Below are 16,861 nucleotides of genomic sequence, written 5' to 3'. Positions count from 1 at the left end.
CTAATGTCTTAGGCTGCCACTTCATCTGATGAACGGACTGGTAAGTCACAGGTATCTCCAAGTCCACAGCTTTTAATTGTCGGCTTAGCAAACTTGCCCCCATGGCACTTGAGCCCATTCCTGCATCACAAACAAATAAAATTTGCTGATAGTTAGGTGTGACTGTTTCCACTTGGTCTTCCTCCTTCATCTTTATCATTGAAACTGGTTCAATTCCTCGTTGACGTTTTAATAACAAGCTTGCTATTGCAAAAGAGCATAGAAAGCTAACAAAAATTCCACTAAAAACAGCCAGCCTTGCCTCAGTCGGGGCATTGGCTAAAATCGCAACCAATGAACCTGGCGAAGCTGGAGCACTTAGCCCCACATTAAATATTTGAAAAACAAGCGTACCACTCATTCCTCCAGCAATTACTGCTAAAAATAAGCGCGGATCCATTAAAACAAACGGAAAATAAATTTCATGAATGCCCCCAATCAGTTGAATCATGGTGGCACCTCCTGCTGTTTTTCGTTGTCCTACAGGCCCAAACAGCAGAAAAGCAACCAAAACGCCCACGCCTGGTCCAGGATTTGTTTCCAATAGAAATAAAATGGACTGACCTGTTTGACTAGCACCTTCTAAACCTAGAGGCGTTAATAAGCCATGGTTAATCGCATTATTAAAAAATAACACTTTTAAGGGTTCTAAGAAAACGTGAACCAATGGCAAAAGATTGGCTTCAATTAACCAAGAAGAAAATTGATACAGCCAAAAACTAGCACTTTCAACAGCAGGAGCTACAACCAGAATACCAAAACAGCAAAGCAGTCCTCCAACAATTCCTGCTAAAAAGTTTTTAGTCAGCATCTCATAGCCTTCTTTAACTTTCGGTAAGAGAATTTGTTCAATTTTGGCGAAAGTATATCCTGCTAAAGGACCAATAAACATAGCACCAAACAACTGTGGAACATCTGTGGAAACAATCACGCCCACTGTCGCAATAGCAGCAACGACGCCGCCACGTTGTTCCTCGAACATTTTTCCGCCTGTAAAACCAATTAGAATCGGTAAAACAACTCGAATCATTATCGTTTCGACTTCAGAAAGAGCTAGCCGTAGATTCCCTGTCGTATAGCCAGCCACCAAAGACAATAAGCTCCACGCAATAAAAATACTCAAATTTGGCATAATCATCCCACTCAAACGATGACCAAAACGACGTAAATAGGGAGTTACTTTCACAAACTTATGTTTAAAAAAGAGCGAATGCATTTCTTTTTCCTTCATATTCCTTGTCCCTCGCTCTCTATGTAGATAATTAGAATACTTCTATTATATGAAATTTCACAAAAAAATAGTATAGATTTTTGTAAAATAATTCTTTTATACACCTCACAAGAGAATCCGTTTACATTAATAGAAAAAACTTTTATACTAAAAGAAAGAAACTCTTCGGATTGGAGGCCAATTATGGCAATCAAAGCAATTGTAATGGATATTGATGGCACCTTGTTAACTTCAGAAAAAAAGATTTCACCAAAAACACGACAAGCATTAGTAGCTGCACAAAAGCAAGGCCTATCACTGATTTTGGCTTCTGGCCGCCCGACTAACGGTATGCGGCCCTTAGCAGATGAATTGGAGATGGCTCATTATAATGGACACTTACTTTCCTATAACGGCGCTTGTGTCACCCATCATGGCAGTCAGCAACAACTATTTAATCAGACAATTTCAAAGTCATTGAGTCAACAAATTTTAGAGCATTTGAAACAATTTGACGTAATTCCAATGATTAATGATGAAACATTTATGTATGTCAATGATGTTTTTCATAACACCTTACATTTAGAGACTGGTGATTTTAATATTATTGAATATGAATCACGGGGTGGCAACTTTCAATTATGTGAGTGGCGTGATTTAGCCGCCAGACTAAACTTTCCCTTGAACAAAATTTTAATTGCTGGTGAACCCGCCTATTTACAAAAATATCATGAGGCCATCTACGCGCCTTTCAAAGAAACCGTCACCGCTGCTTTTTCCGCTCCTTTCTATTTTGAATTTACCGCAAAAAATATTGATAAAGCGCGTTCTTTAGAAAAACTAACCCTACAGTTAGGTATAGCTGCTGAAGAAGTAATTGCTTTTGGTGATGGTCACAACGATTATACAATGTTGGAATGGGCCGGCACGGGGATTGCTATGGAAAACGCCGTTGACGAGCTTAAAAGCATCGCAACGGAAGTCACTTTATCCAACGACAATGACGGCATCGCTGTTGCATTAGCCAACTTTCTTTAAGATCGTTGGTTGATGCAAGCGTACGCCGTCATTTTTTATTGCCTATTCAAATGTCGTGATTTTTTCTGGTGCTAAACGAACAGATTCATAACCAGTTTCCATGCCCTTACCCACAGATAAAATCATTACTGGGACATAGCGCTCTTGATCTAAACCAAATGTTTCGGCTAATTTTTCCGCTTCAAAACCACCGATTGGATTTGTTTCATATCCGTGAGCTCGGGCCACTAACATAAATTGCATAGCTGCTAAACTCGCATCAATTTTTACGATGTCATTCATTTGTTCTCTGCTTAAACTTTCATAATGGGGAATAATCGCCGCTAATTGTTGGTCCCGCACTTCTTTAGGCATTTTACCACTAGCATAGGCTTGATTGTAAATTTCCTCTCCTCGTTCATGGCAGTTTAGATCACCAAAAATTAAGAGCATTGCAGAAGATGTTTCATTTTGACGCGTATTAAAGCGAATTAAGGGTTTTAATTTTTCTTTGCCTGCTTCACTTTCCACTACGACAAAACGCCATGGCTGCATGTTAACAGAAGAAGGGGCGGTGGTCGCTTCTTGAATCATTGTTAACATTTCTTCATGAGAAATTTTATGGGTTTCATCGTACACCCGAACTGATTTGCGGCCAAAAACAATCTCTGAAAAATCATTCGTTGTATATGTTGTCATTCTATCATACCTCTTTCGTTGTAATGCTTTGATCTAGTTTTGTCAAAAGTTCTTTTAACTGGCGACAGTCGTCCTTTGTAAATGTACTGGGAATAATTTCTGTTACCGTTTGTTGCTTGGCTGTACATTGCTGCAGTTCTTGTTGTGCTTTTTCTGTTAAATGCACTAGCACTTCCCGATTATTTTCTGGATTTCGCTGTCGTGTCACATACTGTTTCTCTTCTAAAATTTTCAAATGGCGAGTGACCGCACCACTATCGATTTTTAAGTGTTCTTGAATCTCTGTTTGAAGACACGGCTGACGTTCTTTTAAAATCATCAGCAACTCATAACGAGTCAAACTCAAGCCAACTTGCTCTTCAAAAACTTTGGTAATTTTTTGATCTAATACCTTTAACTGACATAATAATTGGCTGACTTCCCGTAATGATAACGACATAGTTTCCTCCTTAAAAAAAATGACTCGTCAACAATTGACTCGTCAACTATAACTGTTTCTTTCTAAAAATGCAACCTTTTTTACAAGAAAAATAGAACAATTGACAGAGAGAAACTACAGTATTCCCCATCAACTGTTCTATTTTAATCAATCTATTTTTCGGTAACAGGTTCTGCTGATAACCGCTTAATCCCTAAACCAGTAAACGCACTGACCATTGAGAAGACAGGCGATAATAAGCTAAAGAAAACAAATGGTAAGTAAGTCAACGTTGGTACGCCAAAGGGCCCCGCTACGAAGCTACCTGCAATCCCCCAAGGAATGAGGTAGTTAATAACCGTCCCGCCATCCTCTAAGGTTCTGCCTAAAACAGTCGGATCCAAGCCTTCTTTTTTGTAAACTTCTTTAAAGGCATTCCCTGGTAAAATAACCGATAGGAATTGTTCACCAATAAAAATATTTACGCCAATTCCTGTTAATAACGTTGATAAAATCAATTTCGGTGTACTGCTCATTTTCTGAGAAACAACTTCCATGACCGCAGAAATCAATCCTAATTCCATTAATAAGCCACCTAGAGACAACGTTAGAATAATAAGTGCAACAGTCGGCATCATACTCATAATTCCGCCACGACTTAGTAATTGATCAATTTGTGCGTTCCCCGTTTGAGAAACAAACCCATTTTCCAACGTGTTTCCTAATGCCTGCAACGATACTTTCGGATTTTGAATAATAATCATAATTACTGCCACAATAATGTTTAACAAAATCGTGATAATCGCTGGAATTTTGCGCCAGGCACAGATTAACATTAAGGCTAATGGTAACAATGACCAAATTGAAATGGTAAAGTGGTCTTCCAATACTTGAATAACTTGAACTACTTCTGTCAGACTAGTATTCGCGTACGTTTGTCCTAAAATCATAAACAAGATTAAAGAGACGATAAATGCTGGTACAGTCGACCACATCAAGTTTTTTATATGTTTAAACAAATCCGCTTCAACAATCGCTGCGGCTAAGTTTGTTGATTCTGATAAAGGTGACATTTTATCACCAAAAACTGAACCAGAAACAATCGCCCCCACAACTAAAGCAGGATTTAACCCTAAGGTACTGCCAATACCGAAAAAGGCAATTCCAATTGTTGACATCACTGTAAAAGCACTACCTACTGCACTGCCGACAATCGCACAGACAATAAAAACTGACGGCACAAACCATTTAACACTAATCATTTTAAAACCAAAAACCATAATCGTTGGAATAATTCCTGCTTGAATCCAAACGGCAATCAATGCCCCCACTAAAATAAAAATAAAAATTGGAATAATCCCTGGCTTCAAGCCATCAACAATCCCTTTATGCATTTGATCAAATGGTACTTTACGAAACATTGCGTAGCCTAAAATCAATGCAATCACAAACAAAATAGTAATATTTGGCGATATCTTTAAGCCAATTACTCCTGTTGCAATAGCTGCCACAATAATTAATAACACGATACTTGCTTCTCGAACACTCACGGTCTTCTTTTTCTGTTTTTCTTTCATTTCGTTACTCTCCTCTAATCTTTTTTCTGAATACTCTGACATTAAAGGATCTTATGATAACGAATAACCCCTCCACAACTCATTGAAAACGCCTCCTAAAGCTACATAAAAAGAGAGATTCATCCTTAAAGAATAAGGACGAATCTCTCCGCGGTACCACCTTAATTAGAAGCTTACTTGCTTCTCGCTTATGTATTATGTAATTGTTACTACTTATTAGTGTAATTCACAAATAGACTTGATCGATTCGCAGCAACCATCGACTTTCTGAACAAAACATCTATTTCCTACTGGGCTAATAATTTATGAATCTCAATATACCAAGAAGAAACCGACTTGTCAACGAAAATAGTATAAAAAATTTTTTCACACGCCAACAAAAATTACTTTTTCTTTTTGTAAAAATAGAAAGAGGTCGGGACAGCAGCGTTTAACTCCGAGAAATAAGAAGGAATTTCCGAAAATTGTTCTTTAATTTTTGGAGAATTTCGGCTTATTTCCGAAGGAGTTGCTTCTGTTCCCGCCGTTTATCAGTTTTTGAGCGTGGAACAAAAATCCAAAGTGATTTTTGTTCCACGCTCCTGTTAATTAGTGGGTTGTGCCACCTTGTAGTTGAATATCTTCTTGCGTTTTTACCGCTGCTTCAATCATATAGAACAAAGAATCTGTGATTGCTTCTAATGACATAGAAGCAAACGTTGGTTTATCAATTGTTTGTTCTGGTAGGAACGGAACATGAATAAATCCGCCACGAATAGTTGGATATTTAGTGTTAATTAAGTGTAGTAAGTGATACATAATATCATTACATACAAAGGTTCCTGCTGTATAAGAAATCGCTGCAGGTAATTGATGGTCATGACAATTTTTTACCATCGCTTTAATCGGTAAATTTGTAAAATAGGCTGTTGCTCCATCTTCAACCAACGGCACATCGCTTGGTTGTTGTCCTGCATTATCCGGGATACGCGCTTCCGCTAAATTAATCGCCACTTTTTCAACAGTGACTGTTTGGCGGCCGCCTGCTTGTCCAACACAAATCACCATATCTGGTTGATGGGTTTCAATTGCTTCAGCCACTTTTTCACCACTAGTGCCAAAAACAGTTGGCACCTCCACTTTAATAATTTCAGCTCCTGCAATTTCAGCAGGTAATTTTTTGACTGCTTCAAAGGCAGGATTGATTGCTTCTCCTCCAAATGGATCAAAGCCAGTAACGACAACTTTCATTTCGATCATCCTTTCTTATTTGAATAGAATCATATAAACAATTTGGAAAATTAACATGAAAAGTGCAATCGGCAATTGATTTTTAATGACGCCGTACTTATCTTTCATTTCCAACATGGCTACAGGTACGATATTAAAGTTCGCAGCCATCGGTGTTAACAGTGTACCACAAAAACCACATGTTAAGGCAACCATCCCAACTAATGCGGGATCTGCACCTAAAGAAAAGACAAACGGCACACCAATTCCGACTGTCATCACGGTTATTGCTGCAAAGGCATTGCCCATGATAGCCGTAAAAATAACCATTCCCACAGCATAAATAATAATCCCTACATTGACATTTCCTGCTGGTACTACGGCACTAACCCCTTTTGAAATAATCTCACCAACACCAGCGCTAGTAAAAACAGCACCTAAACAAGCTAATAGCATTGGCAACGTACTAAGAGGACCGACTGTTTCTAACATTTCCGCCGCATCATCAAAAAATACTTTCGGCGTATTATTTTTAGAAAAGAACATCATGATGAAAATCGCTACAAAGACACCAACACCGACACCGACTAAAGCTCCTAAAGTAGTCAATGTGGCAAAAAGAATTGCAAAAACCCCGATACTTAGTGCGGGAATAAAAATCTTCATTCCTAATTTTTGAGACATTTTTTCCATGTATTCTTTCGAAGGTAAGCGACTTTCTCCTTTTGTCACTTTTTGAAGAATTGCCGGAATTGTCATCACAAAAATAAGTACGCCACAGGCAACTGGTGGGATAAACCGACCAAAACCGATTAAGATCCCTAAGATTCCCCAGAATAAACTAGTCCCATACGCATGTTGATTGGTTTTATCACGAAAACTACGAAAACTTGTATATAACAAGATAATCCCCATAAAAATATAAAGGACTTCCAATAACTTTGCACTCAAATCAATACTTGGATCTGTGAAAAAACTCATTTCAGTCCCTCCTGTCCATAATATTTTTTACGTAATCTTTTTTCTTTTAAAGTAAAGTAAATACTTGCCGAAATTAAGGCAACTAAGGCGACTGGTACTTCCACTAAAGCCAGTTTACCTAATGTCACTTCATAGCCTAAATCTTTCAATGTTGATTGAACAAGCAATGCCCCAGCCCCACCAACAAACAGAACTTGACCAAAGAACCAACAGATATTTTCCATGGCTGAAGCCATCCCTTTTAGTTCTTCTTCATACTCTGGCACCATTGGTAAATTTTTTGATTCAATTGTTCCTAACGCCATTGGCAAAATAATCGGACGCACAAAACCTGCTACCCCACCGAAACTTACGTTAAAAGCGGCGAAGATAATCCGAAAGACACCATAAATGTCAATAATCACACCAGCAGATACCTTTTTGAATCGTTTAATCAACGTAGCTGCTGACTCTTTCAAGCCATTTCTTTCTAACGTTCCTGTTGCTAACATAATAATAATAAAGATAGCCATGCCTCGATTATTCACAAAGGTTGTTCCTAGTGTTTCTAGCATTGATGTCAAACCAAGCCCGCCAGTAAAAGCCGTCACTATTAAAGCAACCATCACAATCAAGATAGCATCAAATTTCAATGCGAAGCCGACAATGACGATCAATACGCCTAATAAAGGTAATAAATCCATCAAATCTCTCCTTCTTAAAATAAAATTTCACTTTCCATTATATGCCAATTTTCGCTCATTTGTAAGACTTTTTTAATTTTTAATGTTATTTTTTCTAAAGACACAGTTTCCAACACTTTTTAGAGCTACCACTCGCACTTTTTTCTTTTTTCCGCTAGAATAAAAGAAACAATAACATTGAGGAGGATTTTTATGTTCCAAACTTTTAGAGAAAATTTTCGGCGCCATACCCTATTGCGCGACGCCGTCTTTATCGTTATCGGAAGTGCCATTGTCTTTAATCCCGGTGCTTTCTTCCAGTTCGTCGGTTATTTAATTGCTGGTTATTTGATGCTTTTAGGGTTAATCAATATTTATGATGACTACAAAATAAAAAAACAAACGGGTAGCTGGGGGCTTGGTTTCGTAACAGGTTTAATCTTTGTCGTCTTAGCAGTAGCCTTTTTATTTTTTGCACCGGTGATTGTTTCGATTCTGCCATTTTTATTAGGGATTAGCATTGTTATAAACGGCCTCGTTCAATTGACTTTTGCTTTAAATATTCGTCAAACAGGCGCGCTTATCTACAGTATTCTGGTTTTAATCGCTGGAGCTGTTTTAGTTTTCAACCCCTTCAAAAGTCTCTTAGTTTTGATGCAAGTCTTTGGATTTATCCTGATTTTCATGGGTGTCATTGAAATTATTGGTCATTTTAGAAATAAAGCTTAACGAAAGGAGCAACTTATGGATAAAGAAAGTACCAAGTGGATCCGCTTTTTAGGTGGGAAAAATTTACTTTACACATTAACTATCCTTTGTCTAATTGCTGTAACTATCTTTTTATTCAACACTGTTTCATTTATCTTTAAACCAATTTTTGTTATTTTTAGTGCCGTCTTAGGCCCGGTAATTTTTGGTATTATTCTATTTTATTTGCTTAATCCAATGGTGAAACGCCTTGAGAAAAAAATTCCCCGTGTTTGGGCGATTGCGATTCTCTATGTCTTAATTATTGCATTACTAGTGTTAGTTGGACTGCAACTTTTCCCAATTATCCAAGACCAAACGGAAGAATTAATCAAACAATTCCCAAGTTTTTGGAAAAGCACGCTCCAAACAGTACAAGAATTTATGGCTAAAACACCTTTTGCAAAAGATTTAGAATCTGCTAATGAGTCGATTAATCAGCTCTGGGGCAAACTTGCAAACTCCTTTAAAGACTTTGCAGGGGATTACCTACAAACAGGCGCACAAGGTCTGGGAAGCGTCTTTTCTGCAGTCTCTTCTACTTTCCTAACCTTGTTTACAGGACCTATCATCGCCTTTTTCCTTTTAAAAGACAAAGAAAAGTTTTATCGCTTTGTAAAAGGCATCATTCCCCCAGCTTTTCGTCCTGATTTTGATGAATATAGCCAAATTGCCAACATTCAAATTGGCGATTATCTAAAAGGTCAAGTCATTGCTTCGTTGGTTTTAGGGATTATGTATTGGCCAGCTTTTCTATTAATTGGTTTACAATTTGGTAGCATTTTAGCTTTAGCTGCGGGTATTTTATGTATTATTCCTTATATCGGGCCATTTATTGCCTTTATTCCTGGATTGATTATTGCCTTTCAGGATTCCACATTTATGGTAGTAAAATTCGTTATCGTCTGGTTTGCCATCCAATTGATTCATGGTGATTTTGTTATTCCTCGTGTGATGGGCGATAAATTAAAAGTCCATCCGATTACTATTTTACTTGTCTTGTTAGTTATGGGCGAACTGTTTGGTTTAATGGGCGTTATCTTCGGGATTCCAATGTATTGCCTAGTTAAAGTGACAGTCATTTATTTATTCCGCAAATTCAAACAACGCTATAACCGCTTTTATGGTGACAACGGCGAGTATGAACACACGAATTTTACTAAAGATCAATATTTAAAATAATACAATGAAAAAACTGGGACATAAGCCGTTTAGACTTATGTCCCAGTTTTTTTACCATACTTCTCTAGCAATTTCTTGAAGTAATTGAACTTTGCGCCATTGTTCTTTCTCCGTCAAACGATTTCCTTCTTCCGTCGAAGCAAAACCGCATTGCGGACTAATACTTAAGTTTTCTAAAGGAACAAACTGTTGGGCTTCTTCAATTCGTGCTTTCACTTGTTCAGTCTCTTCTAATTCAGGAAACTTAGAAGTAACTAAACCTAAAACGACTTTGCTGCCATTATTTTGCCAATGTCTTAATGGTGAAAAGTCCCCTGCACGATCTGAGTCATATTCCAAGAAGAAACCATCATAATTCGTAGCAAATAATTCTTTTGCTATCGGTTCATAACCACCTGAAAATAACCAAGACGAAGCATGGTTCCCACGGCAAATGTGCGTGGTTACAGTTAAATCTTCTGGCTTGCCAGCTAAGGCTTCATTAATAATCGTGGTACACACTTGTGCAATTTCTTCTGGCTGTATTCCTTTTGCTCGTAATTCTTCTTGTTTTGTCTGATCCGCTAGAAACGCCCAATTTGTATCATCAAATTGCAAATAACGGCAACCTCTCTCGTAAAAGGCCGCAATTGCGTCTTTATATGTTTGTGCTAAATCCTTATAAAAAGCACCAATCTCTGGATAAATCGTTTGAATGCGCGAGGTGCCATCGTTAGATAAAATTTCTTGACGTAAAATCATGGTCGGACTAGGGATCGTTGCTTTGGCTACCGTTCCATCACCAACTTCCACCACCTCTTTTAAAAATGAAAAGTCCTCTAAAAATGGATGTTGCGCAGGAAAAGATATTTTATCCACTACGCGGATATTATAGGCCGGAGCTGCTTTTCCATGAAAGGTTTGGTTATACCCTGTTTCTGGGATATAGCCTGTCACACCATTTAATCCTTCTAAGAAATCAATATGCCAAAAACCGCGACGAAATTCACCATCTGTGATTCCCCGTAAGCCGCCAGCTTTTTGTTTTGCTACTAATGCTTTGATTTCTTCATCTTCAATAAGACGTAGCTCTGCTTGAGATAAAGCACCTGCTTGGACCTTTTTCCGTGCTTTCTTAATTGTTTCTGGACGTAAAAAACTTCCCACATGATCAACTGTAAAAGGAATCTGACTACTCATTTGCCTCACTCTTTCCTATTTTTATTTATAAAAAAACGCCCTTTTACTAGCCGTAACTAGTAAAAGGGCGATTATTATCGCGGTACCACCTTTTTTCGGAAAGATGACTCTTTCCCTTCAACTGACAATCATAATCAGCGGTCTTGTTAACGAAAGACATTACATTTTTGCCTACGTTTCGACAAAAATTCCTCCTAGGCCATTTTTCGATACAGACATCTAACTTTTTTCACCAACCAAAGTCTCTCTACCAGCTGTCTTGTATTTACTTTCCTATTCAGCGGAAATTATTAGATTATAATTAGAATACCACGTTTAGCAAATTTGTCAACGGAGATGGATGAAATAGTAATGAAAAAAGCAGCTTCTTTTCAGAAGCTGCTTACGTCTATTTTTATCATTGCTGATTAGGCTGAGTGTCCTACAATTGTGCTACCTGAGTAACCAAAACCGACACGCGTAATACCTGGGTTAATTTCCCAATCACGGTGACCGCTACCTGAAGCTGTTACCATGTTTGTTTCATTGTACCACGCCATGATTACTGAGTTACCTGGCGCCCACATAATTGCGATAACTTCATCTCCACGAGACCAGTGATCATTTGGAATACCACCTGCTTCAACTTGTGCTGCACGAGCAGTTGCAGAAGCTGCTAAGCCTGCATCCCATACTACTGGACGTAAACCTAATGATTGACGTAGAACGTTCAATGCATCAAGCGTCACATCACCTGTAGCTGGTGGTGGTGTTGGAATTGGATCTTTTTTATCTGGTTCTGGTGTTGGTGGTGTAACTGTTCCCTCACCATTACTTTCACTACCACTTGGTGTTGTTGATTGTTCTGAAGAAGAGCCAGTATTTTCTGTTGCACTATTATCTGTACTTGGTGTAGTTGTTTCAGTTGTTTGTTGCGTGTTTGATTCAGTTGCTGAGCTTGAGCTTGCTGGTGCTTGCGCTTCCGTTGTTGAAGAAGAGGCAACTGGTGCTTCTGCTTTTACTTCAGCTTTAGCTTGAACTGGTTTTGCAGCAGCTTGTTTAGCTTTTTCAGCTGCAGCTTTTTGTTCAGCAGCTAAGCGTGCTTGCTCTGCTTCAGCAGCTGCTTTTTGTTTTTCTAAGCCAGCTTTAGAACTTTCAGCTGATGATTGTTCTAATGCTAATGAAGCTTTCATTACATTTAATTCAGATTGTTTAGAAAGTAAATCTTGACGTTTTGTTTCTAATTCAGCTTCTGTTGCTTCAAGTTGTTTCACTTTTTTCTCGTTTTCAGCTTTTTTATCAACAACAGCTTGTTTGTCTTCTTTTTGTTGTTGCATTAAGTCGTTGTTGGCACTTACGATTGTTGAAACAGCTTGAACACGGCTGATTGCATCTGCAACTGAGTCCGCATCTAAAACTGCATCTAGCATTGTTGTGCTTTGTCCATTAACTTGAACATCACGTGCTTGATTTTTGATTGCTTCGTTACGTTTTTCAATACGTTGATTCAAGTTTGTAATTTCTTGTTGTAATTGTTCTGATTTTGCTTTTAGTGTTTGCTTTTGTTCACGTAAAGCCATGCTTTCATCAAATACTGAAGATACTTCTGCTTCTAAAGAAGATACTTGTGAAGCTAAATCCCCTTGTTTTGCTTTTAATGATGAAATTTCTTGATTTTTTTCTTCAATTTTTTTATCAACATTGTCCGCCAAAGCGATGCTTGGGGTAGCAATTGCTGATAGCGTTAATGAACATAGTAATACTGATGCAAATAGACGTTTCTTCACTTGTCATTCCTCCGAATTAATTTCTAAAGTTTATTTAAAATATCTTAATCTTTTCTTACGACAAAAACATTCTACCACACCCATATTTCAATTAAGCAATAGAAATGTTACAAAAACATTTCAGATCACTCCTTCTTTCTCCATAATAGGTAAACTTACCTTTTGTAAGGCTTTTACACCTTGCCATGACTGGTTTTCACGTATTTTCAATTGTTAAACAATTCTTCGATTTTTTTTCATATTTTTTCTTTTTTTATTCAAATTTTGCTTCTTTTTTGTCGATATATGCTTTTTTTCGTAAAATTAATCATTTTTCCTTCTTTTTAGCAAACGTTTTTGTTACAAAATTCGTTATATTTTGGTAATGAACCAAGAAAAAGGCCGCTTCGTTGAGCCGCCTTTTATTGCTTTATTTAAAGAATTATTTTAGTTTCTCTGCTTAAGTAAATAGAATCCAGATAAACCTACCAACAAACCACCTAATAGTAAGAATACTCTTTGAAATTTCTGGGTTTCGTTTGTTTTTGGCAAATGTCTATCATTGGGTGTAGCCTTCGTTATTTTTTTTGCTGTTGTGTTCGTCTCTGCTGAGAAATTATTATCCTTGAGTTCTGAGGTTGTTGTGGTAGTTTCTACAACAATTGGTTTTTCAGCACTCGAATTTGTCGTAGCAGTCTCAGAACTTAAAGACTCATTCGTACTTGTATCTGTTGTGCTGGAAACAACTTCTTTACGACGATTTGTAAGGATAAATTCATCCTTTGTCTTTGTCATTATACTGTCAAATTCAGCTGGCACGTTCACTTCTTCTATCTGATATACAAAGTCTTCACCCCTGTTATTAAACTTTGGTAATGCTACTTCTGCGCCATTAACCGTTACTTGATTAATCAGCTTTTGATAGCCTTCTTTTTGGGTTAATTGCATGACTTCTGAAGTGGACCAAGCAGTTTCATCTGTTGTCGCTTTTCGAGTTACTTGATATTGAATTGCTTCTGGAATTTCTTTTTCTGTAATATTTTCCCAGTTCTTAATCAATTTTAATTGTACAGTAGGTGCTTTAATTGCTGGAATCGGAAAATCAACTGTTTCTTCTTTTGGAGTTGGTTGTAACGTAGTACGATCATTACATAAAAACCATGTATCTCCTTTAAAATCATTTGTTTCTGTGTTCAATCTAATCTGATAAGTTAATGTTAAACGTTCGTTCTTTCCTAATGAAATAGTAGAAATATGGAGCACTTGATTTTCTTCTGTAACTACGACATCAGTCAATAAGTCACTAGCCTCTAACCATTCACCCGTTGGCATTTTTCGCCAACCTTTTAGTTGGTAGTTATTTATCTTCTGTGAAATTCCCAGCACCTTGTAAAAGAATATTTTCTCCCATTGGATCGATAATGAGCCCCTCATGGATAGTATTATTGATACTCCCAGCTAATTCTTTCAGTGCAGTGCCCAAACCAGATAAATTTTCATCAATAATCAAATAATTTTTAGGATCAGAAGCTATATTCCTACTAATATACTCTCCTCTTAACGAAGGATTAGCTGCAATTGAATAATAAGTATCTCCTGATTTTTTTAGAGAAACAATGGTTCCTAACGTATTATCTGTCACTGTTGTACTGTTTGTTTGGATAGCGTTAGCATCAGTAGAAGCACTGTTACTTGTATAGTACTGATTGGATTCTGTTTGAAACTCTTCCATGTAGGACGATGTATGGTAACCGTTGTAATCGATAATTTCCCCATTATTGGGATAGATTTGAGCATTTTCTCTAGGTAAAAAACTAGCATTTGCACTACCATCACCAATATGAACCAACATCTTTTTTGCATTTGGACGACTTTTTTCAGCCAATAAACGTTGCCCTTCTAGCAATCCTTTTTGCATAAACGTACCTGAATGTGGTTCGGCTGTATTTCTTAAAAAGTCTTCTAAGTCATTCATGTCTGTAGAAAAATCCGCGGTGGAGTAAGTTAGTCGATTATAGGCAACGATACCAATTCGAACATGACCATCTGTTAATGAATCTGAAAGTTCTTCGCCGAATTGTTGCAAACCTTTCAAAGCGTTGTTTAATTTTTCACCTTTCATTGACGAAGAATAGTCAATCACTAGCACTAGATCAATAGGGCTTTCTGTCTGATTTCCTTTTACATCTAAAGTCACATTAAAAAGCCCTTGCTGGCCTGTTACAGCCGCCACACTTTTCTTCAAATAAGCTTCATCTCCATAATTCACATATTGTTCTTCGTCAAATGTCGCTTCAGGGGCATGACCATAATCATAATTGTTTGTGTCTCCCTCACTAATTCCGTTCGTTAAATAATGACCTTGTTCGTCATTTTTATAGTTAAAATTGTATGTTTCTGCGGAAACGTCTATACTAAAAATAGTCATTAGGAAAAAGAACATAAATAAAAATAAGGTTGTTTTTTTCAATTTTTTTAACTCCTTTGTGGTAAGTAATTTCTCATTCAAATGAAATTTGAGCGATATATGTAACTTACTACAGAAATAACTTTTAAGGAGACAAAAAAAATGTACTTGCTAAGTACATTTTTTTAAACAATCGAATAAAAAACAAGTTATACTTATTTTAACAAAAAGAATCGAACCAATTGGAGAAGAATAATGGAAATATTAGACACTTTTTTCGGCTCAGAAGTTAAAAAGGAATTGGATTTACTGCGTTTGTTGTACCATAAAAAAAACTTTATTCGTATTGAAACGCTTAGTCAATTGTTACAAATGGATCGACGTTCAATCAATAAATACTACGAATCCTTAATTAGTAAACCTTATGTATTGGCTAATAATTGTTCACATATTTTCTCTGCCGAGCGAGGTAAAGGCTATTGTTTCATGGGATCAAAAAAAGAATATAAAATTTTGACGAAGCAAATTTTGCAAAGTAGTCCGTATTTTACATTGCTCGAAAAACTATTCTTTGAAAGCAATGTTCATTTAACAAAATTTAGTATGGACCAATTCTTATCCGAATCAACTGTTCGGCATAAGGTTGCTGAGTTAGATACCATTTTAAAAACCTTTGATTTTTCGATCCAGAGAACCAAAGGCGAGATTCGTTTAGTTGGTGCTGAACCACGCATTCGTTTTTTCATGATTGCTTTCTATTGGCGCGTTTTTTCTGGTCTCGATTGGCCATTTGCTGACGTTTCGCAAACAAAATGTGAAACCCTTGCGAAAGAACTGATTGCTTTAGGCTATTTTCCAGCTAATCAATTGAATATGAAACTTATTTGTTATATTTTAGCGGTAAATATTATTCGTTATCGAAAGGGATTCCAGACAAATTTCCTGCTTTCTGAATCTATTTCTTCTTTATCTGATGAAGATCAAGAAGTACTGCTTCAATTTGTTGATACTCATCATCTACTAAAAGAACATTTAGAAAATCAATTAACGAACGCCTTTCTGTTACCCAAGAGTGAAAGCCAGCTGATTTTTTTATTTCTATTAACAAATACAACAGTACAACTCTCGAACAAACATTTTATAGATTTAATCGAACCTAACCAACCATTTTCAGAGACGAATTCTTTTATTAAAAAGATTCTTCACTCCCTTGAAACAGAAAACCCTCATGCCTTTGAAACGACAAAAAACAGGGGCTTATTCACAAAACAATTAGTGGCTGGTCTTCTTTTCGTAGAGTTATTTGAACAAATGGATTTTACACTTACTGGCTACAATATTAAGAAGTATTTATTACAAAATTTTGCTCATTTATTTGAGCATGCACAAAAGATAGTCGCCGAGCAAGACATCTATGTTTCGAACCCAGCTAAACAAACTGGCTTAGGCCTTCAATTATCGATGGCCTACACGTTAATTACTGCTCCAACAGCTTTCAATCAAACAATTCACATAAAAATAGAAACAGACTTACCTACACCGATTGAAGCGATTATCATTCAACGAATTCGTGAAACGTTTGCAAGTTTCTATCACCTTGCAATTAATCAATTGTCTGAAGAAGATAGGTACGACCTTTATTTAAGCACTACGCCTTTGCTGCAAGTAAAACAAGCTGCACCATTTTTATTAATTAATGCGCAAGTTTCTTTAACTGACTTACTAGCGATTCAAGAACAATTAGTTCGGTTGGTAGCAAAGAAATGATTTAATTCTGTTAATAAATAGA

Annotated in this window: 16 protein-coding genes and 1 other annotated feature; of the genes, 5 read left to right on the top strand and 11 right to left on the bottom strand. The window is 36.9% G+C overall.

Features of this window, described 5'->3' with window-relative positions; all coding sequences use genetic code 11:
• Positions 1–1,270: PTS mannitol transporter subunit IICB (locus KQI94_RS04420; RefSeq protein WP_216454324.1), on the bottom strand; the 1,270-nt coding region annotated here is incomplete at its 3' end.
• A gap of 183 nt (positions 1,271–1,453) precedes the next feature.
• Here KQI94_RS04420 and KQI94_RS04415 point away from each other — a divergent pair.
• Positions 1,454–2,287, top strand: coding sequence for a Cof-type HAD-IIB family hydrolase (locus KQI94_RS04415; RefSeq protein ID WP_002367875.1), 834 nt, complete (start codon positions 1,454–1,456; stop codon positions 2,285–2,287).
• A gap of 42 nt (positions 2,288–2,329) precedes the next feature.
• On the opposite strand, the gene KQI94_RS04410 is transcribed toward KQI94_RS04415, so the two are convergent.
• The 6 genes from KQI94_RS04410 to KQI94_RS04385 all read right to left on the bottom strand — a co-directional run bounded on the left by KQI94_RS04410 (position 2,330) and on the right by KQI94_RS04385 (position 7,836).
• Positions 2,330–2,965, bottom strand: coding sequence for a nitroreductase family protein (locus KQI94_RS04410; protein WP_002358386.1), 636 nt, complete (start codon positions 2,963–2,965; stop codon positions 2,330–2,332).
• Positions 2,966–2,969: 4 nt separating this feature from the next.
• Positions 2,970–3,404, bottom strand: a complete 435-nt coding sequence (locus tag KQI94_RS04405; RefSeq protein ID WP_002362972.1) for a MarR family transcriptional regulator — start codon at positions 3,402–3,404, stop codon at positions 2,970–2,972.
• Between the two features lie 152 nt (positions 3,405–3,556).
• Positions 3,557–5,002: a Na+/H+ antiporter NhaC gene (nhaC, locus tag KQI94_RS04400; RefSeq protein ID WP_216454323.1), complete on the bottom strand. Its 1,446-nt coding sequence runs from the start codon at positions 5,000–5,002 to the stop codon at positions 3,557–3,559.
• Between the two features lie 546 nt (positions 5,003–5,548).
• Entirely contained in the window at positions 5,549–6,190 is a 642-nt protein-coding gene (pcp, locus tag KQI94_RS04395; RefSeq protein ID WP_002355269.1) for a pyroglutamyl-peptidase I, read from the bottom strand.
• Between the two features lie 15 nt (positions 6,191–6,205).
• Positions 6,206–7,150, bottom strand: a complete 945-nt coding sequence (locus KQI94_RS04390) for a DUF979 domain-containing protein (protein ID WP_002355267.1) — start codon at positions 7,148–7,150, stop codon at positions 6,206–6,208.
• Positions 7,147–7,836, bottom strand: a complete 690-nt coding sequence (locus tag KQI94_RS04385; RefSeq protein WP_024797200.1) for a DUF969 domain-containing protein — start codon at positions 7,834–7,836, stop codon at positions 7,147–7,149. The genes KQI94_RS04390 and KQI94_RS04385 overlap by 4 nt, the downstream gene beginning before the upstream one ends.
• Before the next feature lie 189 nt (positions 7,837–8,025).
• Between KQI94_RS04385 and KQI94_RS04380 the strand changes: the two genes are divergently transcribed.
• Together KQI94_RS04380 and KQI94_RS04375 are read left to right on the top strand one after the other, a co-directional pair.
• Entirely contained in the window at positions 8,026–8,541 is a 516-nt protein-coding gene (locus KQI94_RS04380) for a DUF308 domain-containing protein (RefSeq protein ID WP_002389828.1), read from the top strand.
• A 15-nt stretch (positions 8,542–8,556) separates the two neighbouring features.
• A complete protein-coding gene (locus KQI94_RS04375) occupies positions 8,557–9,741 on the top strand; it encodes an AI-2E family transporter (RefSeq protein WP_002367872.1) in 1,185 nt (394 codons plus the stop codon).
• A 51-nt stretch (positions 9,742–9,792) separates the two neighbouring features.
• Here KQI94_RS04375 and KQI94_RS04370 read toward each other — a convergent pair whose 3' ends face one another.
• Both KQI94_RS04370 and KQI94_RS04365 read right to left on the bottom strand, forming a co-directional pair.
• A complete protein-coding gene (locus tag KQI94_RS04370; RefSeq protein ID WP_002366087.1) occupies positions 9,793–10,920 on the bottom strand; it encodes a 5-methyltetrahydropteroyltriglutamate--homocysteine S-methyltransferase in 1,128 nt (375 codons plus the stop codon).
• Positions 10,921–10,980: 60 nt separating this feature from the next.
• Positions 10,981–11,210 (bottom strand) — a binding site (T-box leader).
• Between the two features lie 117 nt (positions 11,211–11,327).
• On the bottom strand, positions 11,328–12,686 hold the full coding sequence (locus KQI94_RS04365; RefSeq protein WP_002367871.1) for a CAP domain-containing protein: 1,359 nt from the start codon (positions 12,684–12,686) through the stop codon (positions 11,328–11,330).
• Positions 12,687–12,871: 185 nt separating this feature from the next.
• On the opposite strand from KQI94_RS04365, the gene KQI94_RS16770 reads away from it, so the two are divergent.
• A complete protein-coding gene (locus KQI94_RS16770; protein WP_002367870.1) occupies positions 12,872–13,051 on the top strand; it encodes a hypothetical protein in 180 nt (59 codons plus the stop codon).
• A 61-nt stretch (positions 13,052–13,112) separates the two neighbouring features.
• On the opposite strand, the gene KQI94_RS16515 is transcribed toward KQI94_RS16770, so the two are convergent.
• Together KQI94_RS16515 and KQI94_RS16510 are read right to left on the bottom strand one after the other, a co-directional pair.
• Positions 13,113–13,997, bottom strand: a complete 885-nt coding sequence (locus KQI94_RS16515; protein ID WP_024041696.1) for a Cna B-type domain-containing protein — start codon at positions 13,995–13,997, stop codon at positions 13,113–13,115.
• Between the two features lie 25 nt (positions 13,998–14,022).
• Positions 14,023–15,135, bottom strand: a complete 1,113-nt coding sequence (locus KQI94_RS16510; RefSeq protein ID WP_002367868.1) for a vWA domain-containing protein — start codon at positions 15,133–15,135, stop codon at positions 14,023–14,025.
• 192 nt (positions 15,136–15,327) lie between these two features.
• On the opposite strand from KQI94_RS16510, the gene KQI94_RS04355 reads away from it, so the two are divergent.
• On the top strand, positions 15,328–16,839 hold the full coding sequence (locus KQI94_RS04355; RefSeq protein WP_002367867.1) for a helix-turn-helix domain-containing protein: 1,512 nt from the start codon (positions 15,328–15,330) through the stop codon (positions 16,837–16,839).
• The last annotated feature ends 22 nt before the right edge of the window (positions 16,840–16,861 follow it).

This window comes from Enterococcus sp. S183_ASV_20 (genome assembly GCF_018919685.1).
GTDB lineage: Bacteria > Bacillota > Bacilli > Lactobacillales > Enterococcaceae > Enterococcus > Enterococcus faecalis.
Note: the sequence above shows the minus strand (reverse complement) of the source record. Positions and strands in the feature narration are given on the sequence as shown.